Source organism: Microlunatus sp. GCM10028923, assembly GCF_042666975.1.
Lineage (GTDB): Bacteria > Actinomycetota > Actinomycetes > Propionibacteriales > Propionibacteriaceae > Microlunatus.
Genome location: NZ_JBHTFF010000014.1, coordinates 156413 through 174336 on the forward strand (window position 1 = coordinate 156413; position 17924 = coordinate 174336).

16 protein-coding genes are annotated in these 17924 nt (G+C 70.8%); 11 read left to right on the plus strand and 5 right to left on the minus strand.

The window, feature by feature from the left end; genetic code table 11:
• Nucleotides 1-21 precede the first annotated feature (21 nt).
• Entirely contained in the window at nt 22-1242 is a 1221-nt protein-coding gene (locus ACFQU4_RS28765; RefSeq protein WP_377498723.1) for an MFS transporter, read from the minus strand.
• 133 nt (nt 1243-1375) lie between these two features.
• Here ACFQU4_RS28765 and ACFQU4_RS28770 point away from each other — a divergent pair, with 133 nt between their 5' ends.
• The gene (locus tag ACFQU4_RS28770) at nt 1376-2263 is read left to right on the plus strand and encodes a LysR family transcriptional regulator (protein WP_377498725.1); all 888 of its coding nucleotides are present in this window, start codon (nt 1376-1378) and stop codon (nt 2261-2263) included.
• A 134-nt stretch (nt 2264-2397) separates the two neighbouring features.
• On the plus strand, nt 2398-3561 hold the full coding sequence (locus tag ACFQU4_RS28775) for a Gfo/Idh/MocA family protein (protein ID WP_377498727.1): 1164 nt from the start codon (nt 2398-2400) through the stop codon (nt 3559-3561).
• Nucleotides 3562-3594: 33 nt separating this feature from the next.
• Here ACFQU4_RS28775 and ACFQU4_RS28780 read toward each other — a convergent pair whose 3' ends face one another.
• The 3 genes from ACFQU4_RS28780 to ACFQU4_RS28790 are packed head-to-tail and all read right to left on the minus strand — an operon-like array spanning nt 3595 to nt 7930.
• Nucleotides 3595-5232 carry a hypothetical protein gene (locus ACFQU4_RS28780; RefSeq protein ID WP_377498729.1) on the minus strand — a complete coding sequence of 546 codons (1638 nt, stop codon included), beginning with the start codon at nt 5230-5232 and terminating at the stop codon, nt 3595-3597.
• A gap of 22 nt (nt 5233-5254) precedes the next feature.
• A complete protein-coding gene (locus ACFQU4_RS28785) occupies nt 5255-6442 on the minus strand; it encodes a TolB family protein (protein WP_377498731.1) in 1188 nt (395 codons plus the stop codon).
• 24 nt (nt 6443-6466) lie between these two features.
• Nucleotides 6467-7930, minus strand: coding sequence for a hypothetical protein (locus ACFQU4_RS28790; protein WP_377498733.1), 1464 nt, complete (start codon nt 7928-7930; stop codon nt 6467-6469).
• Between the two features lie 138 nt (nt 7931-8068).
• On the opposite strand from ACFQU4_RS28790, the gene ACFQU4_RS28795 reads away from it, so the two are divergent.
• The 9 genes from ACFQU4_RS28795 to ACFQU4_RS28835 all read left to right on the plus strand — a co-directional run bounded on the left by ACFQU4_RS28795 (nt 8069) and on the right by ACFQU4_RS28835 (nt 17231).
• On the plus strand, nt 8069-9088 hold the full coding sequence (locus ACFQU4_RS28795) for a LacI family DNA-binding transcriptional regulator (RefSeq protein WP_377498735.1): 1020 nt from the start codon (nt 8069-8071) through the stop codon (nt 9086-9088).
• 132 nt (nt 9089-9220) lie between these two features.
• Complete coding sequence (locus ACFQU4_RS28800) at nt 9221-10879, plus strand: TIGR04028 family ABC transporter substrate-binding protein (protein ID WP_377498737.1); 1659 nt, start codon at nt 9221-9223, stop codon at nt 10877-10879.
• A 4-nt stretch (nt 10880-10883) separates the two neighbouring features.
• Nucleotides 10884-11825 (plus strand): ABC transporter permease, encoded by a 942-nt coding sequence (locus ACFQU4_RS28805; protein WP_377498739.1) that lies wholly within the window; start codon nt 10884-10886, stop codon nt 11823-11825.
• The gene (locus ACFQU4_RS28810) at nt 11822-12655 is read left to right on the plus strand and encodes an ABC transporter permease (protein WP_377498741.1); all 834 of its coding nucleotides are present in this window, start codon (nt 11822-11824) and stop codon (nt 12653-12655) included. Before ACFQU4_RS28805 ends, ACFQU4_RS28810 begins: the two co-directional genes overlap by 4 nt.
• Nucleotides 12652-14286, plus strand: coding sequence for a dipeptide ABC transporter ATP-binding protein (locus ACFQU4_RS28815; protein ID WP_377498743.1), 1635 nt, complete (start codon nt 12652-12654; stop codon nt 14284-14286). Before ACFQU4_RS28810 ends, ACFQU4_RS28815 begins: the two co-directional genes overlap by 4 nt.
• Nucleotides 14283-15353 (plus strand): putative FMN-dependent luciferase-like monooxygenase, encoded by a 1071-nt coding sequence (locus ACFQU4_RS28820; protein ID WP_377498745.1) that lies wholly within the window; start codon nt 14283-14285, stop codon nt 15351-15353. Before ACFQU4_RS28815 ends, ACFQU4_RS28820 begins: the two co-directional genes overlap by 4 nt.
• Nucleotides 15350-15961, plus strand: a complete 612-nt coding sequence (locus tag ACFQU4_RS28825) for a CMD domain protein (protein WP_377498747.1) — start codon at nt 15350-15352, stop codon at nt 15959-15961. The genes ACFQU4_RS28820 and ACFQU4_RS28825 overlap by 4 nt, the downstream gene beginning before the upstream one ends.
• A complete protein-coding gene (locus ACFQU4_RS28830) occupies nt 15958-16575 on the plus strand; it encodes an alkylhydroperoxidase domain protein (protein WP_377498749.1) in 618 nt (205 codons plus the stop codon). The genes ACFQU4_RS28825 and ACFQU4_RS28830 overlap by 4 nt, the downstream gene beginning before the upstream one ends.
• On the plus strand, nt 16572-17231 hold the full coding sequence (locus ACFQU4_RS28835) for a VOC family protein (RefSeq protein ID WP_377498751.1): 660 nt from the start codon (nt 16572-16574) through the stop codon (nt 17229-17231). Before ACFQU4_RS28830 ends, ACFQU4_RS28835 begins: the two co-directional genes overlap by 4 nt.
• 70 nt (nt 17232-17301) lie before the next feature.
• Here the strand turns inward: ACFQU4_RS28835 and ACFQU4_RS28840 are convergent, their stop codons facing one another.
• On the minus strand, nt 17302-17778 hold the full coding sequence (locus tag ACFQU4_RS28840; protein WP_377498753.1) for an iron chaperone: 477 nt from the start codon (nt 17776-17778) through the stop codon (nt 17302-17304).
• Nucleotides 17779-17924 lie beyond the last annotated feature (146 nt).

Sequence of the window (17924 nt, forward strand, 5' to 3'; positions counted from 1 at the left end):
GAGAACGGGCTTCACGAGGATTCAGGCGGGGACCGGGTTCGAGGCGGGAGCGGTCACCCGCAGCGCGGCGACGGCGGCGCAGCCGAGCCCGAGGGCGGCGCAGATCAGCCAGGGCAGCCAGGGACTGACGTCCAGCGCGGCCCCGACCAGGGCGCTCGACGCCGCCGCGATCACCCCGGAGACCAGGTAGAAGGCGCCGTAGTAACTCCCGGTCAGCTCGGCCGGAGCATGATCGGCGATCCGCTCCAGCAGGAACGGCTGGGCGATCACCACCCCGACCGCCAGCGCGACCGTGGCGACCAGGACGGCCCCGAAATCGACCGGATCCGGTACGGGGAGCGGCAGCGCGGCCAGCACGCCGGGGACCGCGAACCCGGCACCGATCAGCCCGATCCCGACCATGATCGAACGGTGGCCGCCCCACCGGGACTGCGCCGCCCTGGTCACCGGCCGCTGGCTGCCGAGGGCGACGACGGTGGAGACGACGAAGATCACCACCGTGCCGACCTGGCCGCCGAGCAGTTGGTCGGCCCGGCGCGGCAACAGCAGATACAACTGGTTCTGCAGCGCGAACAGCGAACTGCCCGCCAGGGTGAAGATCACGAACCGTTTGTTGATCAGGATCGACCACCAACCGGCCAGCAGCGGCCGCCGGTCCGCCGGCGGTGCCGCGGCGGGCAGCCAGATCAGTTGCAGCACCGTGAGCAGGGCGAAGACGCCGGCCGCGACGAGAGCGACGAGCCGGAAGTCGGCCTGCAGCAGGACGCTGCCGAGCACCGGTCCGACCAGGGCGCCGGCGTTGCCGCCGATGGCGAAGTAGGAGAACGCCGCGGCCCGCTGTCCGGCCGCGGAGGCGGCGACGAAGGCCCGGACCGCGGGATTGAACAGCGCGCCGGCCAGCCCGGTCAGCACCGCCGCGATGATCAGCAGCGGGACGGTCTGGCCGAAGCCGAACAGGCCGAAGCCGATCACCCGGAGCAGGCAGCCGGCGATGATCACCGGCCGCGGGCCGATCCGGTCGGTCAGCGAGCCACCGAGCAGGAACATGCCCTGCTGGGCCAGGTTGCGCAGGCCGAGGATCAGGCCGACGACCACGAGCGCGACGTGCAGGTCGTCGATCAGGTACGCGGCGAGGAACGGGACCAGCAGATAGAAACCGAGGTTGACGCCGAACTGGTTGATCACCAGCCACCGCACCGGAAGGGGCAGGTGGCGCCAGCGGACCTCGGGGCTGCCTGTCATGATCGCGCGCTGAACCTGTCCTCGTCGTGTGGATGTGCCCGGCCGGGCCGGCCCCGCAGCCTCCACCAGTCTGAGCGGTCCCGGACCTGAATAGAAGTGACTTTCACTTTCATTTAGTCGATAGGCTGCGGCTATGGCCAATCGGGCGAACGGGACCAGTTCCATCGACGACCTCCGGCTCGCGGTCGCTCTGGCCGACCATCGTTCGATGAGCGCCGCGGCGGCCAGCCTGCACATCGCCCAGCCGTCGGCCTCGAACCGGCTGCGTTCGCTGGAGCGCCGGATCGGTGTGCCGCTGTTCGACCGCGGCGCGACCGGCACCCGGCCGACGCACGCCGGCGTCGGCTATGTCGAGCGGGCCCGGGAGATCCTGGCCCTGGTTCAGCAGGCCGCCGACGAAGCCCGGCGGGCAGCGGGCCGGGACCGGCTCCGGTTCGGGACGTTCACCAGCCTCTCGGTGTCGGTCTTCAGCGCGCTGGATGCGCTGCTGCCGGAAGGAACCCTGGTCGACCAGCGGATTCAGAACGGCGGTCAGCTGGTCCGGCTGATCGCGGAGGGCCTGCTGGACGGCGCCGTGGTCGCCCTGCCGCCGGGCCTGGCGACACCGCCCGGGACGCAGCGGATCGAGCTGGGCCTCGACCCGATGATCTTGGTCGCGCCGGCTGCCGTACCGCTGCCAGAGCCGGGTCGCGGCAACTGGCCGGGGACGGTTCACCTGGCCAGTTACAGCTCTCAGCCGGACGACGTGGTGCAGTCCCTGGCCGGCCACGGCGCCTCGCCCAGCGTCGCCGGCAGTGCCCCGATCGCGCTCGCGGTGGCCCGTCGCCGCGGCGAGCTGGCTGCCGTACCGCGGACGGCTTGGGCGGTCGACCCGCGGCCGGGGGAGCAGATCCGTCGGCTGGGACCTGCCCTCGCCGCGGCCCTCGGACTGGTGTTGCCGAAGCCGCCGCACGAACGGCTGGACGGGCTGGCGCCGGACCTCGGCGCGGCCCTGGGGCTGATCCCGCGCGCCGCAGACTGATCATGACAACCGATGGCAAGCGTTTGCGGTCGGCGGGCAGGATCGCGCAAAGTGAGATGCGCACGGGCCGCCCGGACGGGAACCAGGGCTCGTGCTGACGACCGGAACTGCCCGCTATGACGACGAGGACTGGCATGGTTGACGACAAGGTGCGGTTGGGGATCATCGGACTCGGCACCCAGGGATCGATGTACGCCCAGTTCATCGAGCGGCGCGGTCTGGTACCCAACATGAAGGTCACCGCGATCGCCGACACCGACCCGGACAAGGCGAGCGTGGCCGCCGAGTACGGCGTCCCGTTCTTCCCGGACTATCAGTCGCTGCTGGATTCCGGCGAGGTCGACGCGGTCGTCACGACGGTGCCGCACTACCTGCATCCGGAGATCGGCATCGCGGCGCTGCGGGCCGGGATCCATGCCCTGGTGGAGAAGCCGGCCGGTGTGTACACCAAGCAGGTCAAGGAACTGAACGACTTCGCCGCGACCCGGCCGGAGCTCACGTTCGGCATCATGTTCAATCAGCGCAACAATCCGCTCTACCAGCGGATCAAGGAGATCGTCGACTCCGGCGAGCTCGGCACGATCCGCCGGACGAACTGGATCATCACCACCTGGTGGCGGCCGCAGGGCTACTACGACCAGTCCGAGTGGCGCGCCACCTGGGGCGGCGAGGGCGGCGGCGTCCTGGTCAACCAGGCGCCGCACCAGCTCGATCTGTGGCAGTGGATCTGCGGCGTGCCGAAGTCGGTCTACGCCAAGGTCGCGTACGGCTTCCGCCGGGACATCGCCGTCGAGGACGAGGTCACCGCCGTCGTGGACTACGGCGACGGGGCGACCGGCACCTTCACCACGGCGACTCATGATCTTGTCGGCACCGACCGGTTCGAGATCCTGGCCGACCGGGGCAAGATCGTCGTCGACCGGTCCAAGATCGCCACGGTGACCCGGCTGGTCAAGGACGAGCAGGACATCTCGGCGAACCTGAGCACCGACGAGGTGCGCAACCTCTTCAAGGGACAGCTGAAGACCAGCGAGCTGTACACCGAGGAGACCATCGACCTCAGCTCCGCCTGGGGATCCCAGCACGCCGGGGTCCTGGAGAACTTCGCGGCGAACATCCTCGACGGCACCCCCTTGCTCGCTCCCGGTAGCGACGGCATCAACGGGGTCCGGCTGGCCAACGCGATCCACCTCTCCAGCTGGCTCGGCCAGGAGGTCCCGATGGACTTCGACGAGGACCTCTATCTGACCGAGCTGAACCGGCGGATCCGGGACGAGGGCAAGTTCGAGGAGCGCTAGGAGGGTGGTGTCAAACACCACCCTCCTAGGACCCTAGAGCTCCAGGGCGATCTTCAGTTCGTCCCTGATCTTGTCGCCGCCGTCCTTGCGCCAGGTCGCGACCGCACCGGCCCAGTCGCTGATCGGCTTGCGGCCCTGGATGATCGCGTTGAACGTGTCGTCGATCACCGCGTTGATCTTGATGCCGTCGCTGGCGTTGGTCTCCGAGTACCGGTAGCGGCCGGGATTCGGTTCGGTGTTCGCGGCCATCGCGGTCTGGTGGGCGTGGAACCGGCGGGTCGGCTCCGGATCCTCCGGGTAGTAGCCGACCAGAGGCGGGCAGACCAGGCAGGAAAGGCTGAGCACCTCGCGCTTGCCCCGCTCGGTGCGCACCGGGTCGGAGCCGCGACGGGTGAAGTTCGGGCCTTCCTTCCCGTACGTCGTGTGCAGGTACTCCTGGCTGCCGAACGGCGCGGCCAGGTAGTTCCAGACGCCGAGGATCGTCTCCAGTCGATCTTCGTTGCCCTTCGGGATGACCCCGACCGAGTACGCCGGCGGTCCGAGGTGGAACGGGACCGTGCCGCCGTCGAAGCCGAACAGCGGCATCCCGTCCAGGTCGAACGGCGTCCCGGGCGGGTTCTCCCGGTGGAACTGGAACCAGGCGGCGTACGCGTCCCAGGCGAGGTGGACCCGGCCGGCGCCGAACAGCTGCTTGGCCTTCAGGTTCCCGGCCACGGCGAACGCGTCGGGATGGACCACGCCGGCCTGCCACAGGTCGATGCACGCCTGCAGTGCCTGCTCCTGCTCCGGCACCTCGTACGCGCTGATCAAGGTGTCGCCGTCCACCCGCCAGCCGTTCGGGATGCCGAGCAGCTGCCGGAGATAGGGGATCGGCACCGTCGCCAGCGCCCAGCTGCTCTTGCGCGCGTTGGTGAGCTCGCCGCAGAAGGCCGCGAAGTCGCCGAAGTCCCGCAGGTCGGCGGCGGACAGCCCCTTCTCCTTGATCAGATCCGAACGCTGGAACAGGATTCCGCTCTGCCAGAGCCCGCGGTCGGTCGGGATGCCGAAGATCGCGCCGTCGTAGATCCCGGCCTGCCACGCCGGGCCCGGCAGGTTGGCCAGGTTGGGATAGCGGAGGACGGCGTCGCCGGTCAGGTGCTCGGTCAGGTCGATGCAGGTCGCCCGGAGCAGCTCGGGCAGCCGGGGCACCTGGGCGAGTTCGATCATGGACGGCAGGTCGCCGCCGGCGATCGTCGTCGCGAACCGGGCCTTGTAGTCGGCGGCCGGCACCGCCTGGAACTGGAACTCGCTGCCGAGTTGATCATTGAGGTGCTGCCAGGCCAGGTTCTCCGGCAGCCCTGGCGGGGCCGGCGACCAGATCGAGGCCATCGCGGTGATCGGCTTGCCGTCACCCGGCTTGGCGTCCACCGTGCGGGCCGGCTCGGCCGGGTAGTGGAAGTAGCCGTCCGAGGCACCGTGCTCGCCCTTCAGGTCGGGTGTGCCGGCCTGGAAAGCCCGGTAGGCGGGGAGCAGGGCGCGGCCGGCCGGGTCGGCCCCGGAGGCGCCGCTCTGTTGATCATGGTTCGCGCAGCCGGCCAGGGCGCCGGCCAGCGGTCCGGCCAGGACGGCGCCGGTCAGGCCGAGCCGGAGGAAGTCCCGGCGCCCGGTCGGGGGTGCTGACGTGTCGTGCATGGTTCTCCTTGGATGGTGCGGTTCAGAGGCCGCTGAGGTCGACGACGCCGATCCGGAGCCCGCCGTCGTCCGGGCGGGCGGGGTCGGGGTCGTTGAAGAGCACGTACCGGCCGTCGGGCGAGAAGATCGGGTGGTTGTGCCGCGGATGGTTCTGGCCGCGGACGATGCCGGTCACGATCGGGATGACCAGGTTGCCGTTGGCGGTGTCGATCAACTCGATCGAGGTGCCGATGCCGGCCTGGTCGGAGGTGTCGACGACGATCCACCGGCCGTCCCGGCTGATGTCGCAGTGTTCGAACCGGCCGTCGGCGAGCTGGACCGGGGTCCGGCTGTCCAGGTGACCGCGGACCAGGCCGCGCGGGTTGGCGTAGTTGATCACCACCACCGAGTCGTCGTGGTGACAGGCTCGTTCGTGGGCCAGCCGGAGGGCGGTGCCGGTGAGTTGCGGCACGATGTTGCCGCCGTTCGGCAGGTAGGTCCGGTGGTGCGCCCAGACCCGGTCGCTCGTGGTCAGCACGTCGCCCTCATGGGCGAAGATCAACCAGGTCGGGAACGCCGGGTGGTAGTGGACGTGGTTGAACAGCTTGTCCTGCGACACCAGGACTTCGGCGGCGCCGGTGGCCAGGGTGATCTCGGTGATGTCGGAGTGCCAGTTCGGCGTGGTCCCGGTCAGCACGCTGAACGCGATCTTGGTCCCGTCCGGGTGGACGGCGACCAGGTGATCGGCGATCCGCTGGTTCAGCGGGAGCGTGTGGCGGAGCTGCCAGCTGCCGGTCCCGTCGGCGAGGAACCGAGCCGCGTCGAACGACCAGACCCGGAACGGCGCGACGGCGGGGTCGGCCGGGCTCTCGACACAGAAGATCGTTCCGGTCGGGGCGTGCACGTCGAAGTAGCCGCCGCCCATCTGGTCGCCGGAGGGCCGGGCCGGCAGCGGGGTGCGGGCCGCGGTCGCCAGGTCGACGAGGTGCAGGTACTCGGGCTGGCTGGCGGCCAGGTCCTGATACCTGATGATCAGGTGGGCGCCGCCGTTGAGGAAGCCGTTGTGGTGCGGATAGGTGAGAAAGCTCCGGTCGGTGTGGTCGGTCAGCCAGCGGACCGGCAGCTCTGCGTTGATCTTCGCGGTCGCCGGCCCGGCTCCGGCCGCTGCGGTCAGGGCGAGGCCGCCCGCGCCGGCCAGCACGGACCGGCGCGGGAATCGTACGTCGGACATGATCAGCTCCCTGGTCGCCGGCGCTCAGCGGGCGGCGAGCCGGACCCGCTCGCCCTCCGCGTCGGACAGCAGGCCGGCCCGGCGCCACTTGATCACGGTCTCGTCGACCCGCCGGCGCAGCGCGTCCGGTGAACCGAACGGCGCGTACTTGTACAACTCGTCCAGGAACGTCCGGTCGGACGGGCCGCGCCGGTTCGGCACCTCGGTGTTCACCCGGCCGATCACGATCGGCAGCGCGTCGCTGAACCCGTGCGGGCGCAGGTCGACGTAGCCGACCCGGAGGCCGGCGGCGTTGCGGTCGACCGGGTCCGGGTCGTTGAAGAACACGTACCGGCCGTCGGGGGAGAACACCGGATGGATGTGCCGCGGATGGTTCAGCCCGCGGGTCAGATCGGTCAGCACCGTAGTCGCCGTGTTGCCCAGACCAAGATCGACAACGGTGAGGCTGGTCTGCCCGGGATAGGCCGGGCCACCGGTGTCGCTGACCACGAAGCGGCCGTCCCGGCTGACGTCGCAGTGCTCGAACCAGCCCCTGGCCAGTTCCACCGGCGGCCGTTGGTCGAAGTAGAACTTGTACAGGCTGCGCGGAGCGGCGTAGTTGCAGGCGACCGTGGCCTCCTCGTCGAAGCAGGCCCGTTCATGGCCCACGCGCAGGTAACTCCCGTTCGGCAGCAACTGATTGCCGATGTTGGCGCCGTGCGGAGCATGCACCGGGTGATAGCCCCAGATCCGCTGGGTGTGCAGGTTGACGTCGCCCTCGCGGGTGAACATCACCCACTCCGGGTTCGCCGGCGAGTAGTGCACGTGGTTGGACAGCAGGTCGTGCTCGACCAGGGTCCGCTCCGCTCCCGTACCAAGATCGACTTCGACGATCCGGCAATGCCGGTCGCCGGGCAGTTCGCCGCCCGGCACAAGATCATTGGACATGATGCTGAACGCGATCTTGGTCCCGTCCGGGTGGATGCCGACCATGGTGTCGGCGACGGTCGTGTTCGGTGGCAGCCGGAACACCTCCCGCCACTCGGCGGTGCCGTGCTCCACCACGGCGTTGAGGTTGATCGCCCAGACCCGGACGGTGGTGCCGTCCAGCGCCGCCTGCGCCGCGCTCTCCGGGATCACCAGCAGCCCGGTCCGGTAGTTCACGTCGAAGTAGCCGCCGAGCATCGGCCGGCCCGGCTTGCGTTCCGGCAGCGTCTGGAAGGTGCCGGTCTTGAGATTGTGGATGGTCAGGTACGCGGGCAGGTCGGACGGGAAGGCCTGCTTGCGGATCAGAACGTGGCTACCACCGCGGAAGAACCCGTTGTTGTGCGGGTAGTTGAGGTAGCTCAGCGTGTCGTAGCCGGTGATCCGGCGAGCCGGGTAGCCGTCCACGGGCGTGGTCGCGGCGGCGGCGGTGGCGAGGGCCGCCGGTCCGCCGATCACGGCGGCACCGGTGGTCAGCGCGGTGGCGGCGAGGACGGCCCGGCGGCTGAGCTTGGCGTGGGGCATGGGATGACTCCTTCGTCATGGGCAGAGCGCCTGCCGAAATCGTAGAAGCGTTCTGTAAACAACGTCAAGGAAAATTTCTGCAAGTTTGTTACTGGTAGGGTGCCTGATCGAAGCAGAGGAAGGGAGTCGGGGCGGAGGATGACTGGCCGTAAGCGCAAGGCGAAGCAGGTTTCGCTGGCCGAGGTCGCGGAAGCGGCGAAGGTGTCGATGTCGACCGTCTCCAAGGTCGCCAACAACTCGCCGCACGTGGCCGAAGCGACCCGGCAGCGGGTCAGCGAGACGCTGGAGGCGATGGGCTACCTGTCCACGCGGGAGCGCCGGCCGCGCTATGCCGTCGCCCTGATGCTGCGCGATGTCGCGTCGCCGTTCACGCTCGACGTGATCCGCGGTGTGGTGTCCCGGTCCCAGCAGCTCGGCTGCGAGGTCTTCCTGGAGACCCTGCCGGCCGCTTCGGACGACCTGCGCTGGATTGATCAACTGGCCTCCACCGGGCGCCGGGCCGCGCTGGCGATCTCCTCGACCCTGACCGACGCGCAGTTCGACCGGTTCGCGGCGCACGGGATGCCGGTGGTGATCATCGACGTGCACTCGACCACGGCGACGAAGGCGCACAGCATCAACGCGACCAACTGGCGCGGCGCCTTCTCGGCCACCGAACACCTGCTGGAGTTGGGACATCGGGAGCTGGCCATGGTGTCCGGCCCGGCGACCGGCCTGGTCTCCCGGGCCCGGGTCTCCGGCTTCACCGCCGCCCTCGAGGGGTACGGGCTCGCGCGGGGCGACGCCGATGTCGTGCCCGGCGTCTACTCGTTCGAGTCGGGCCTCGCGCTGGGCACCGAGCTGCTGAGCCGGGACCGGCCGCCCACCGCGATCGTCGCGGCGAGTGACTTCCAGGCCATCGGCGTGATCGACGCCGCCCGCCGGCTCCGGCTCCGGGTGCCCGAGGACGTCAGCGTGGTCGGCTTCGATGATCTTGTCGTCGCGCGCAACTGCGCCCCGCTGCTGACCACCGTCCGGCAGCCGCTGGAGGAGATGGGTGCCGTCGGCGTCGAGACCGCGGTCGCCCTGATCGCCGGCGAGGACACCAAGCCGCAGAACATCGAGATCGCCACCGAGCTGGTGATCAGGGACTCGACCGCGGCACCCCGGAAGCGCTGAGCCCGGCTGCGGATTCCCTACCTTTCAGGTAGGTCCTGTCTCACGGTACGAGAGCGGACCGGCACCGCGGCCCCGGCTGCTTAGGGTCGGCGTGGACCAGAGCGGTCCAGGCACGACGGGAGGCTCAGGGGCATGACGGTTTCACGGCGCGATCTGCTGATCGCGGGTTCGGCCGCCTCGGTGGCGGGACTCCTGGCGGCCTGCGGCGGCACGGATCCGCAGTCCGGTGGGGGCAGTGTCAGCGGCGAGCCGAGGACGGGCGGTGCGCTGACGTACCTGGAACCGCAGACGTGGACCACGCTCTATCCGCCGGCCGCGGGCTTCTACCCCAACGGCGGCGTGATCAACAACCTGACCGACCGGCTGCTCTACCAGAACCCGGAGACGCTGGAGCTGGAGCCGTGGATCGCCGCGGAACTGCCCAAGATCAACAAGGACGCGACGCAGTACACGTTCACCCTGCGGAAGGGCGTCAGCTACTCGGACGGGACGCCGCTCGACGCGGCGAACGTGGTCAAGAACTTCGACCTGTACGGGAAGGGCGACAGCGGCCGGGCGCTCACCGTCTCCGAGGCGATCAACAACTACGACCACGGCGAGGTGGTCGACGAGCAGACGGTCCGGTTCCACTTCAGCGCCCCGGCGCCGGGCTTCGCGCAGGCCACCTCGACGATCAACTCCGGCCTGCTGTCCAATGCGACGCTGGACAAGACCAGCGAGGGGTTCGGTCCGGGCAACGCGAAGTCGATCATCGGCAGCGGGCCGTTCGTGATCGAGGACGAGCAGGTCGGCACCCAGCTGAGCTTCAAGGTCCGGGAGGACTACGACTGGGCGCCGCCGTCGCTGAGCCACCAGGGCCGGGCCCGGCTGGACAAGATCACCTACGTGGTCGCGGGGGAGGACAGCGTCCGGGTCGGCACCGTCGTGTCGGGCCAGGCGCAGCTGGCCCGGCAGATCGAGGCGCCGGACGAGACCCAGTTCGCCGGGCAGGGGCTGGCCCTGCACGCGGCGGCCACCAACGGGGTGAACAACGGGCTCAGCTTCCGGTTCCGTACCCCTGCGCTGTCGGACCTCCGGGTCCGGCAGGCGATCATCGCCGGGATCGACCGGCAGGCGATCGTCGACACCCTGTTCACCAAGAGCTATCCGCTGGCCACCGGCGCCCTCGCCAAGACCGCGCTCGGCTACGTGGACACCTCGAAGCACTACGCCCACGACCCGGCGCGCGCCGCCGCGCTGCTCGATGAGGCCGGCTGGGCGGCCGGACCGGACAAGATCAGGATCAAGGGCGACGAGCGGCTCAGCCTCACCTTCAACGAGGCGCTGCCGCAGCCGCGGTCCAAGGAGGTGGTCACGCTGATCCAGGCCCAGCTGGCCGAACTCGGCATCGAGGTCAAGCTGTTCCCCGGTGATCAGGCGGCGCAGGACACCGCCCGGCTCGACCCGAAGCAGATCCAGGTCTACCACTCGATGGTGGGCCGCGCGGACTTCGACGTGATCAAGTCGCAGTACTTCTCCAAGAACCGCAACACCCTGCTCAACCTGGACACCAAGGACGGCAGTGTGGGCGACGCGGAACTGGAGAACCTGCTCAGCGCCATCGCGTCCGAGCCGACGGTCGAGCAGCGTGAGGCCGCCTCCGCCGCCGCGCAGGAACTGCTCGCCGAGCAGGCCTACATCCTGCCGATCTTCGAGGAGTCGCAGGTCTTCGGGCTGCGCACCGAGGTGCAGGGCTTCGGTACGGAGTCGGTCGGCCGGCCCACCTTCTACGGCACCTGGCTGGCCGGCTGACCGGATGCCCGTCCCGTACCTGCTGCGCCGGGCCGGCCAGGCCGTGATCGTCCTGGTGCTCGCCTACACCGCGGCCTACCTGCTGCTGGCGGCTCTGCCCGGCGACGCCGTGCTGGCCCGGTACGGCAGCCCGGAGCTCGGCCTGTCGCCGGAACAGCTGCAGGAGATCCGGGCCGCCTACGGTGCCGACCGGCCGCTGATCATTCGTTACGCGGAGTCGAGTTTCTCCTTCCTGCGCGGCGATTTCGGCTTCTCGGTGCAGAGCGGCGCGGCCGTGTCGACCTTGATCACGACGGCGCTGCCGCCCACCCTGGTGCTGGCCTCGATCGGCCTGCTGGTGGCGGTCCTGCTCGCGGTGATCATCGCGTTCGCGGCGACCTACGGCCCGGGCGAATGGCTGCGCCGGGCGCTGGCCAACCTGCCGCCGCTGTTCGTGTCGCTGCCGGTGTTCTGGATCGGCATCATCCTGATCCAGATCTTCTCGTTCCGGCTCGGCCTGGTTCCGTTGATCGGCGCCGATCCCGCCCAAGCGCTGATCCTGCCGGTGGCGACGCTCGCCGTACCGATCGCGGCGCCGCTGGCGCAGGTGCTGATCCGCAGCATCGAGGAGGTCCGCGAGCTGCCGTTCGTCTCGGTGGTCCGGGCCCGCGGCGCCAGCACCACCTGGCTGCTCTGGCGGACCGTCGCCCGCAACGCCCTGCTGCCGACGCTGACCATGGCCGGCCTGCTGTTCGGCGAACTGGTCGGCGGCGCGGTCGTCACCGAGGCGGTGTTCGCCCGGCCCGGCCTCGGCCAGCTCACCGCGCAGGCGGTCGCCAACCGGGACACCCCGGTGCTGCTGGCGATCGTGGTGCTGTCCACGGCCGTGTTCGTCGTGATCAATCTCGTGGTCGACCTGCTCTACCCGGTGCTCGACCCACGGTTGCGGAAGCGAGGCGATCGATGAGCTCGCTGCAGACGACAACGCCGGCGGCGGTACGGGGCTGGCTCCGGCCGGGCGTCTTGATCCCGTCGCTGGTGATCTTGGTCGCGTTGCTCTGGGCGGTGCTGCCGTCGGTGTTCGCGCCGCTCAGCCCGACCCAGCCCGTCGCCGCCGCGCTGCAGCCGCCGAGCGCGGCGCACTGGTTCGGCACCGACGCGACCGGCCGGGACCTGTTCGCGCGGGTGGTGCACGGAGCCTCGAACTCGATCAGCGGCGCGCTGATCGCGGTGCTGGTCGGCCTGGTCGTCGGGACCTCGATCGGGGTGATCGCCGGCGCCGTGGGCGGCGTGGTCGACGACGTCCTGATGCGGTTCGTCGACGTCCTGCTCGCCGTACCGGCGCTGCTGTTGTCGCTCAGTGTGGTGATCTTGCTCGGCTTCGGCACCACGAACGCGGCGATCGCGGTCGGCGTCACCTCCGTGGCCGCGTTCGCCCGGCTGGCCCGCTCCCGGGTGGTCAGCGTCCGGGTCAGCGAATACGTCGAGGCGGCGTTCGGCTCCGGCGGTACGTTCTTCGGCGTGCTCTGGCGGCACATCCTGCCCAACTCGCTGACCCCGGTGATCGCCCTGGCCGCGCTGCAGTTCGGCTCGGCAATCCTGCAGATCTCCACCCTCGGCTTCCTCGGCTACGGCGCGCCGCCGCCGACCCCGGAGTGGGGCCTGCTGATCGCCGAGGGCCGCAACTACGTGGCCACCGCCTGGTGGCTGACCGCGCTGCCCGGCGTGATCGTGGCCGCCGTCGTGCTGGCGACCAACCGGCTCAGCCAGGCCATCCGCGGAGGAGAGGCGCGATGACGCTGCTCGCGATTCGTGATCTTGCGGTGCAGTACCGCACGGCGCGTGGCCCGGTCACCGCCGTGGCCGGCGTCTCGCTCGAGGTCGAGGCCGGCCAGGTGACTGCGCTGGTCGGCGAGTCCGGCTCCGGGAAGTCGTCGGTGGCCCAGTCGATCATCGGCCTGCTGCCGCCGAACGGCCGGATCGCCGGCGGCAGCATCGCCTTGCAGGGAACGGAACTCGTCGGCCTGCCGGACCGGCGCTGGCGGTCCATCCGGGGCGCCAGGATCGGGCTGATCCCGCAGGACCCCGGCAACTCGCTGAACCCGGTCGCGCGGATCGGCGACAGCGTCGCTGAGGCGCTCCGGATCCACGGCTGGCGGGACCGGACCAAGATCAGGACCAAGGTGCACGAGCTGCTGGAGCGGGTCGACCTGGACGACCCGGAGGCCCGGGCCCGGCAGTATCCGCACGAGCTGTCCGGCGGGATGCGGCAGCGGGTGCTGATCGCCGCGGCGCTGGCGCTGGAGCCGGAGTTGATCATCGCCGACGAGCCGACCAGCGCGCTGGACGTCACCGTGCAGCAGCGGGTGCTCGATCTGCTCGACCGGCTCCGCGCCGAGACCGGCACCGGGCTGCTGTTCATCACCCATGATCTTGCGGTCGCCGCCGACCGGGCCGACTCGGTCGTCGTGATGCGCGACGGAGCGGTACGGGAGCGCGGCGACGCGGCCGAGGTGCTGTCGGAACCGACCGACGACTACACCCGGGCCCTGCTGGCCGACGCCCCGTCGCTGACCAAGATCGTCGAACGGCCGCAACGCCCCGAGGCTCCGGCTCCGGCGGCGCCGCTACTGGAGGTGTCCGGGCTGCGGCAGGAGTTCCGCAGGTCCGGCCGGCCGCCGCTGGTCGCGGTCGACGACGTCTCGTTCACGGTGGCCCGCGGCACGACGCATGCGCTGGTCGGCGAGTCCGGGTCCGGGAAGACCACGATCGGGCGCGCGATCACCGGCTTCCAGTGGCCGACCGACGGCCGGATCGTGGTCGGTGACACCGACGTCGTGGCCCGGGGCCGGTCCCGTCGGGGCTCCCGGCGCGCATTCCACCGGTCGGCGCAGCTGGTGTACCAGAATCCGTACGCGTCGCTGGATCCGCGGCAGACCGTGGCGACGATCATCGCCGAACCGCTGCAGAACTTCCGGATCGGCAACCGGGCCGAGCAGGCGGAGCGGGTGGACCGCTATCTCGACCTGGTCTCACTGGCGCCCGAGTACGGTGCCCGCCGGCCGCACGAGCTGTCCGGCGGCCAGCGCCAGCGGGTCGCGATCGCCCGCGCGCTGATCTTGGAACCGGAGCTCGTCGTGCTGGACGAGGCGGTGTCCGCGCTCGACGTCACGGTCCAGGCGCAGATCCTGCGGCTGCTCGCGAAGCTCCAGGACGAGCTGGCGCTGACGTACGTCTTCATCTCCCATGATCTTGCCGTGGTTCGCCAGATCGCGGACACGGTCTCCGTGCTGCAGCGTGGCCGGCAGGTGGAGCATGGCGCCACCGGCCGGATCTTCGACGCCGCCGAGCACGACTACACCCGGCAGTTGATCGCGGCGATCCCGGGGACCAAGCTCAGGGCGAACCCGACGAGGAGGAGTGGATGACCGACCAAACCCACCGACCGCGGATCGGCTTCTTCACCCGGCTACTGGAGCGGACCACCCCGGCCGAGCGGTACCGCTACGCGCTGGAGCAGATCGAGCACGCCGAGCGGCACGGGTTCGCGTCCGCCTGGCTGGCCCAGCACCACTTCGGCGAGGACGAGGGCGGCCTGCCGTCGCCGTTCGTGCTGCTCGCCGCGGCGGCCCGGCAGACCTCCCGGATCGCCCTGGCCACCGGCGTGATCACGTTGCCGATCGACGACCCGGTCCGGGCAGCCGAGGACGCCAGCGTGCTGGACGCGCTGAGCGGCGGCCGGGTGCAGCTCGGCGTCGCGGCCGGCGGCACGCCGTCGTCGTTCGCCCCGTTCGGCCGCGCATCGGAGGAACGCCGGGAGCTGTTCGCCGATCACTTCGCGATCTTCCTGGATTCCCTGTCCGGCCAGGGAATCCGCGGTACGGAAGCGCGCCTCTACCCGCCGGCGGACGGACTGGACCGCCGGATCTGGCAGGCCACCTTCTCGGCCGACGGCGGCCGCCGGGCCGGCGAACGCGGCGACGGGCTGATGCTGTCCCGGACCCAGCCGCGGCCGGAGCATGATCGCGACCTGTCGCTGGCGGAGCTGCAGCTGCCGATCATCGACGCCTACGCGGCCGCGTTGCCGGCGGGCTCGCCGTACCGCGTGCTGGCGTCGCGGACCGCGCTGGTCGTCGATCCGGGTCGGCGTGATCAGGCGCTCGCGCTGGCCGAGCCCGGCCTGCGCCAACTGGCCAAGACCTTCCTCGGCGCCGACGCGGACGATCTTGAACTGGCAACCCTGATCCGGCTCACCGACACCCACGTCGGCACCGCGGAGGAGGTCGCCGAGTCGCTGGCCGCGGACCGTACGCTGACCCGGGCCAGCGATGTCGCGTTCCAGGTGCACTCGATCGACGCGCCGCACGAGCTCACCCTGCGATCGCTGGAACTGCTCGCGACGGAGGTCGCGCCGAGGCTCGGTTGGCCGGTCGGCGAGCTGATCACGGACCAACTCCGGGACGCCCACAAGATCAACACGGAAGGACCACGATGAGCCGGAACGCCGACATCATCGACCTGCTCGCCGGGATCGAGCCGGGCAGCCCGCTGGCCGCCCTGCGCGACGCCCGGGCGCAGGCCCGCGAGCACGCGCAGCGCAGCTTCGAGGCGCTGCTGGAGCCGACCGAGCCGGGTTCGTTCCCGGTCGGCGAGCGGTACGCCGTGGCGTCCTTCACCGCCGCGCTGCACCAGGACGAGCCGGCCGCCGCGTTCTACCGCGACCTGCTCGAGGACGAGCAGCCGGACCTTGTGCCGGTGATCACCAAGGCCGCCGAGACGGCCCGCGGCACCGGACCGTACGGCAACTACCGCGAGCCCGGCCTGGCGGACGAGAGCGAGCCCGGCCCGGCCTGGACCGCGGACGCCGAGACCGCCGCGGCGCTGGGTGACCGGCTGGCGGCCGCGCTCGCGCACACCCACCTGCTGGTGTTCCGGCCGCGCGAGTCGAGCCCGGCCGCGCTGCAGGCCCTGGCCGACGCCGGCTGGAACGCCGACGACGTGGTCCGGCTGTCCCAGCTGGTCGCGTTCCTCTCCTTCCAGCTGCGGACCGCGACCGCCCTCCGCGTCCTGCAGGCCGCGAACTCCGAAGGAGCGATCCGATGACGGTGACCGACCCGCAGGACCTGACCGGCCCGGACCGGTTCACCCAGCAGTCGCTCGGCTGGGTGCCCTGGCTGGCCCCGGTCGAGGAGGCCGAGCTGACCGACCGGCAGCGGGAGGCGCTGATCGACCCGGTTCGCGCGAAGAGCCCGTACTTCCGGCTGCTGGTGCGCGACCCGGACGCGCTGGAGGCCAGGACCCTGACCGACCTCGACATCTTCCGCAACCCGGCCGGCGGCGTCGGCCGGGCCGAACGCGAGCTCGCCGCGACGGCGGCCTCGCGGCACAACGGCTGCGTCTACTGCGCGTCGGTGCACTCCGCCGCCGCGACCCGCGAGTCGGGCCGCCGGGACGACGTGCAGCGGCTACTGGACGAGGGCGTCGGCGCCGACCTCGGCGACGAGGCCTGGAACGCGATCGTCGCGGCCGCGGTGGCGCTGACCCGGACCCCGTCGGCGTTCGGTGCGGCGGAGATCGAGCGGCTCCGGGCCGCCGGCTTCGACGACGCCGCGATCATCGACGTGATCAACAGCGCGGCCTTCTTCAACTGGGCCAACCGGCTGATGCTGTCGCTGGGCCAGCCCGAGGTCAAGGCACGCCGGCAGGCCGCCGAATGACGTCGGTGGCCAGGCTTCTTGATCATGTGGTGATCGCCGGACCCGACCTCGCCGAACTGGTGGCCTGGTTCGCCGACCGGACCGGGGTCACCGCGGCCCCGGGCGGCGTGCACCCGCGCGGCACCGCGAACGCCCTGATCGCCTTCACGGTCGCCGGCCGGCGCGGGTCGCACTACCTCGAGCTGATCGGGCCGGACCCCGCCGCGACGGGCTCAGGACAGGCTCGCCGCCCGGACACCTTCGGCATCGCCGACCTGGACCGCCCGACGATCGTCACCTACGCCGTCCATCCGGGCGGCATCGACGCGGTCGTCGCGGCCTCCCGCAGCGCCGGCTACGACCCGGGCGACGTCGCCGACCTGTCCCGCACCACGCCGGACGGCACCCTGCTCGCGTGGCGGCTGGCCCGCCGCGAGGACCGGTTCGACGTGCCGTTCCTGATCGACTGGGGCGACACGCCGCACCCCGGCCTGGCCGACCTGCCGACCCTGGAACTTCTTGCCTGGCAACGGATCGAGCCCGACCCGGAGCCGACCCGCGACGCGGTCCGGGCCCTCGGTCTCGACCCGGCCGATGCGGCGGAGTTGATCACCGGCGAGCCGGCCCGCTACCGGCTGGTCGTCGCCGGCCCGACCGGCGAACCGGTCGAACTCTGATCAAGCCACCACGTTCCCTGAGCCTGTCGAAGCATGTCCTGAGCCTGTCGAAGGGGGCAGGTCAGTCTGATCAGGAGGCCTCGCCGGCCGCCTGCTTGATCAACGCGGTCAGCCGCTCGGCGGCGGCCTCGGTCAGCTCGGTGATCGCATAGGCGGTCGGCCACATCGTGCCGTCGTCCAGCTGCGCGGTGCCCTCGAACCCGAACGTCGCGTAGCGGGCGTCGAACTTCGAGGCGGGCTGGAAGAAGCAGAGGTTCTTGCCGTCCTTGGTGTAGGCCGGCATCCCGTACCAGAGCTTCGGCGCCAGCTCCGGCGCCGCGGCCTTCACCAGCGCGTGCACCTGCTCGGCCAGCTGCCGGTCGCCGTCCGGCAGCTCGGCGATCTTCTCGACCACGGCAGCCTCCGCCGCCGCGGCCTTCTCCGCCGCCGTGCCCGCCTTCTTGGCGGCCTTGAGCTCGGCCGCGCGCTGCTTCATCGCGGCGCGCTCGTCCTCGGTGAAGCCGTCGTAGGACGATGCCTGGTCGGTCTTCCGCGTTGCCTTGGCCATCTCGGGTCCCTTTCCTCGTCGGTATGACCTCAGACTAGGGATCCCGTACGGCCTTGCACTTCTTGAATCCTGATCGATCGCCGCAGAGCCGATGCTCGGCTAAATCCTAGTATGTGAGTCGGAATAATCGGAGTACTCGGAATTGC